We start from the raw sequence: 3,594 nt of genomic DNA, 5'->3' as shown, positions 1-3,594 counted from the left end.
CATCGTGGGGGACGGGCGCCTGCTGGATGTGGTGGAGGGCCGCGACGCCCTGGGGGCGTGCCGGTGGCTGGCGCAGCGTCCCACCGGGTGGGTCGACGCGATCGGGTACGTGACGTTGGACCTGTCGGGCGCCTACCGGCTGGTGGCCGACACGATGCTGGCGAACGCGGTCCAGGTCGCCGACCCCTTCCACGTGGTCCGCATCGCCAACGAACGGCTCGACGACACCCGCCGGAGGGTGCAGAACGAGACACTGGGACATCGCGGTCGCAAGCGGGACCCCCTGTACCGGGCCCGCAAGCTGCTGGTGCTCGCCGACGAACGGCTCGATGACGACGGCCGCCAACGGCGGCAAGGACTGCTGCGGGCCGGTGACCCTCGCGGGGAGGTCGCCGACGCCTGGACCGCGAAGGAAGCCGTGCGCGGGATCTATCAGCTCGACGATCCCGACGTGGCCCTCGAGTGGACCAACGAGCTGGCCGACACGCTCACCGACCCCGCCTACGGGCCCGAGGTCCAACAGCTGGGACGCACCCTGCGCCGGTGGGCAGCGCAGATCGCCGCCTGGCACCGCTCACGGGCCACCAACGGACCCACGGAAGCCGCCAACAACCTCGCGAAACGGATCAAGCGCGTCGCCTTCGGGATGACCGACTTCGTGCACTGGCGCGTACGCGTGCTGCTCTACGCCGGTCGTCCTGACTGGACCAAGCTGGCCACCATCACCCCTGCAACCCCGTGAACTTCCGAAGAGCCGTCAAAGGAGAGGGCGAGCGGCTCGTCGCTGGACGCGACTATCCGGCGCTGCAGCAGGCCGTCGCGCATGACCGTGAACAGCGTCTCTTTTGGCCGCGCGGGGCGCTGGCGCCGAAGTCGCGCTTGAGCAGTCGTACCAGCTCTTGAGGGCCGGCAGGGCTCCGTGGCGGTGACGATTCGATCCGCCCGACGCAGGGCTTCGTTCGTCCGCTCATTGCTGACCTCCCTAGCCGTGATCTTGCGTGCGCGCTAAAGCCGGAGGGGGTGAACATGAGGTAGTTCATCGCTGAAGGCGTGCTCGTCGTCGCCTGCCGGTGGAAGTATCGCACGCACCCACGAGGTGAGCGTGCGCCTCGACGAACCGGCGCTGGCCACGGCATTCGCCGACCGGTTCGATGCGCTTTGGGAGCAGCTACCCTGACCGAGCGGGCTGGGCGGGACCGAGTTCGGGGACTTTGCGGCCTGACGCAAGGGCCTCCCCCGGCTGGCCCTGGTTATGTCCCATATATGCCTTGTGTCAAGTAGCGTCGGTTGCGCCTTGTTGAGCCGCTTATCCCCTGGCTACACCTGGTTAGCGCTTCACGCGGCTGCACACGGATAGGAGCAGCCAGGGGGAGCAGCATTCGACGGCCCGGCCGGTGCGTGGGTCGCCGACGTCGACACGGCCGGCTAACCAGGAGTTCCCGTGGAGCAGCAGGCCTACGAGGAGCGGCAGACGGGGGACGGTCCGGACGTTCACGACCCGGACCGAGCTGACGTCCTCGCCATGACGTTTATCGCGCACGGTATTTCGGCCCACGTCCTCGAGCTGGACGGGCTGACTGATGCGCTCCGCGCTCGTTGAGGGACCCGTGGGGACGGGGAGGTTTGGATTCGGGCTCAACACTGGACCGCGGCGACCTATGGTGCGATGATGCTCCCATCGCACAAGTTGCCTCGGAGGAGGCGCGATGGCCGATCCCTTCGAAAGCTTCCGCCGGTTTGAGGACCACGTCCTCGACGGGCTCAGTCGTGGAGATAGGTCGGCCCAGAAATCAAAGCGGCTCCTCGGCGTAATCAACCAGACTCTCGTCGCCACGCACCAAATCGTGATCGCCCGCCTGGAGAAGCTGCAACGGGCAGAGTCGATCGCGGACGCGAATGAGGTCTTGGAAGCCCTGCGTCTGGAGAATCTCACGGAGACGTTCCGACTCGAGGGCCTGTGCGACCTATTGGAAGGGCTAGGCACCGGGCTTCTCGCACGGACTTGGGCCGCTAGGCAGGAGGGCTCCTTCGCAGACGGTGAGCTCAACGACGTCGAGGAGTTCGCCCACGCGCTCTACGACCGGGAGGCCGAGGTCGCGCGCATCTACAGCGACGCGCTGAGTGACCTCACGGCCCTCGGACCGGTCACCGAACCGTCCGCGCTCGACAAGATGAGGCGCAAGGCAGCTAGCCTTGAGAAGCAGCTAACGGCCCACGTCAGCGACTTCGACGCGAAGGCCGATAGGTTCATGCGCCTGTCGATTACATGACCACAACACATGACTCGATGCGCGACAGAAGTTGGCAGGAGTACTCGACAGCCCTCCGGCAGCTCCTGCAACGACCAAAGCTGCGTGACGAGTTTCGAGAGGACGTCGACGGGAGCACGACGGCCGACCTCAACATCACGCCCGAGATGCGCACCGATCTCAAGAACCTCCTGATACTGCTCAACACGGAGAACGCCGGTCAGATGTCGGATGGGGTCGGCGGGGATCGGCGCACCCACACGGGGAACAGTTTCGAACGCGGTGCGATGTCGGCCCAGGCGTACTTCGAGAAGACGTACGGCTACCTACGCCGCGGAGCGTTTGCGACCACGGTCATGAGCATCTGCATCTTCCTCATGGGATTATTCCTCCTCGCCGTTGCCGCGAGCCAGGCGCTCGCGGGCAACCAGCCGGCCACTTCCGTGGCGCTGGCAGCATCCGGTATCGGTGCCATCGCCGCCGCCTTCTACAGGAGCCCGGTAGCGCAGATGCGCGAATCCGCCGCCGCCGTGCAGCGCTCCACCATGGTGTTGATGTCCTACATGCTGGGTCTCAGCCTACTGAAGCGACGCCTTGACGGTGAGGACACGGCCGCAGCGAGCGAGATGCTGAACACCCTCACGCGGGACCTGTCCGATCTCCTTCCCGGCGAGCGGCCGGCGTGGTCGGCAAGACCGTCCACTGAGACGAACGCACCATAGCCCCCATTGGGCGAAGACAGGCTCGGACGACACCTCCATGCATCACGCCCATGTCGTGGTCACCGAAGGCGACAGCTACCGCTTCGCACAAGCACGCGACGGCAAGGGGGTGACACCACTGACCCGACCCCGTGGGGAGACCTCATGTCCGCAGGCGGGGAGAAATCGTGTCCGCCCACGGGAAGGTCCTCATGTCCGCCAGTGGGGAGATCCAGATGTCCATTGACACCGAAACAGGCTTCTGGATGTGGCCCTGGTCGATGGGGGCTTGCCCATGGGTTAGCCTGGAGTCGGTCGTGCTGCGCGCCCCTCAGATCAGAACGCGCAGGAGCTGACCGACGAGGGCCGTCATGTCACCACTGTTCTGCGGTTCGTCGGCCCGATCCTGCTTGCCCTGGCTGTCCTGTCCGTGCGCGGCCGCGTGAAGCGCTAACCAGGTGTAGCCGGACAAGAGGCCCTTCCAACAAGGTATAACGACGCGCTAGTTTACGTAATCCTTCTTATCGGCATGTGGCGGGGCAGCCCTGTCGCAATGGCCGCACTGTGACCTAGGGTGACGGATGCGACACCTAGCTAGTCCATCTTCGCGCCTCGGCTTGGTTGCGCTGACGTACGCTGTTGGC

General features: G+C 65.7%; 5 protein-coding genes. 4 read left to right on the top strand and 1 reads right to left on the bottom strand.

All coding sequences use genetic code 11. The features are described from left to right. The 4 genes from KY462_15790 to KY462_15775 form a co-directional block, all read left to right on the top strand. The coding region (locus KY462_15790) for a transposase (GenBank protein MBW3579161.1) at positions 1 to 742 on the top strand (742 nt) is incomplete at its 5' end. 699 nt (positions 743 to 1,441) lie between these two features. Next, a complete protein-coding gene (locus tag KY462_15785; GenBank protein ID MBW3579160.1) occupies positions 1,442 to 1,600 on the top strand; it encodes a hypothetical protein in 159 nt (52 codons plus the stop codon). A gap of 106 nt (positions 1,601 to 1,706) precedes the next feature. Then, a complete protein-coding gene (locus KY462_15780) occupies positions 1,707 to 2,270 on the top strand; it encodes a hypothetical protein (protein ID MBW3579159.1) in 564 nt (187 codons plus the stop codon). A 146-nt stretch (positions 2,271 to 2,416) separates the two neighbouring features. Further along, positions 2,417 to 2,971: a hypothetical protein gene (locus KY462_15775; protein ID MBW3579158.1), complete on the top strand. Its 555-nt coding sequence runs from the start codon at positions 2,417 to 2,419 to the stop codon at positions 2,969 to 2,971. Between the two features lie 310 nt (positions 2,972 to 3,281). Here KY462_15775 and KY462_15770 read toward each other — a convergent pair whose 3' ends face one another. Continuing rightward, positions 3,282 to 3,422, bottom strand: a complete 141-nt coding sequence (locus KY462_15770) for a hypothetical protein (GenBank protein MBW3579157.1) — start codon at positions 3,420 to 3,422, stop codon at positions 3,282 to 3,284. Positions 3,423 to 3,594 lie beyond the last annotated feature (172 nt).

Source organism: Actinomycetota bacterium (assembly GCA_019347675.1).
In the GTDB taxonomy this organism is placed as follows: domain Bacteria; phylum Actinomycetota; class Nitriliruptoria; order Nitriliruptorales; family JAHWKO01; genus JAHWKW01.
This window is presented reverse-complemented; position numbering and strand designations above follow the sequence as displayed.